The 1,013-nt window shown below is 40.2% G+C and carries 1 protein-coding gene; it reads right to left on the bottom strand.

Translation table 11 applies throughout. From position 1 onward, the window contains the following. The coding region (locus GMD1S_RS10475) for an O-antigen ligase family protein (protein ID WP_000652163.1) at positions 1-1,013 on the bottom strand (1,013 nt) is incomplete at both ends.

Raw genomic sequence — 1,013 nt, forward strand, 5'->3', positions numbered from 1 at the left:
CCTGACTGAATCCAGAAAAGGGCCAAGTCAAAGATTCCATGCACAGCAACCACTGTAAGGAAAGATAGATAAAGACCGATAATTGGACGTTTCCCCGACTCCTGACTCATATCCATCATCAAACGAACAGGAGCAACAGAAGACAAAGCTAATAAAATGGTTCCCACAATTCCGTAACTCAGAATCGTATCAATATAAAGGCTGTGAGCATGTTCATGATAAGGAGCATTTATCCGAGGATAAGAGTGCATATAGGTCAATGGCCCCTCCCCCCAAAAAGGATTTTGCTTAAACAAGGCCATCCCAGCATCCCAGATAGAAATGCGTTCTTCCATAGAGGAATCTAAAGTCCCCATCCGAACTCCCAAATCACTAGAAAAAAGGAAACTCAAGCCAATCGCAAAGACCCCGATACTAAGCCAAAAGGCCTTCCAGTTTTTAATGGTTGTAAAGAGATAAATGATGGCTCCAGCGATAATAGCAGGAAAGGCAGTTCGATTTTGAGTAAAGTTCAATCCAAAGAGATTAACAAAGCCTGCAATCACACAGAATACCTTCAACCAATTCAACTTGGTCGTTGTAAAGAGATAGAAGGCAATCATGATACAGAAACAACAAATAATTCCATAGTAATTAGGATTAAAAAAGGTCACTTCTGCCCGATTCTGATGCCATACCTGCATATTGGGCGAAAGAAAGGCATAGTTAAATTTCTTTACAATTTGGAAATGCTCCAAAGTAGCAAAAGCCGCAGAGAGCACACTACCAAACAAGATTGTCTGCAGTATCAGTCGAAAGAAAGCATGTGTCAGACGTTTCTGGTAGAAACTAAAGAAAATGAGGAAGAGAAACATCAGTAAAGATGCAACCAATCCAAGCCAGTTCTTAGCGACGATAGAGATGATACTACTGTAGGCAATAAAAAAGAGAAGTACAGGATGTTTGGCTAATCCTTTGATAATTCCCTTCATCTCCCCAGTAACAAGTAAACCTATCAAATATAAAGCAAAGAG

The sequence above is a fragment of the Streptococcus sp. GMD1S genome (assembly GCF_000296875.1).
GTDB lineage: Bacteria > Bacillota > Bacilli > Lactobacillales > Streptococcaceae > Streptococcus.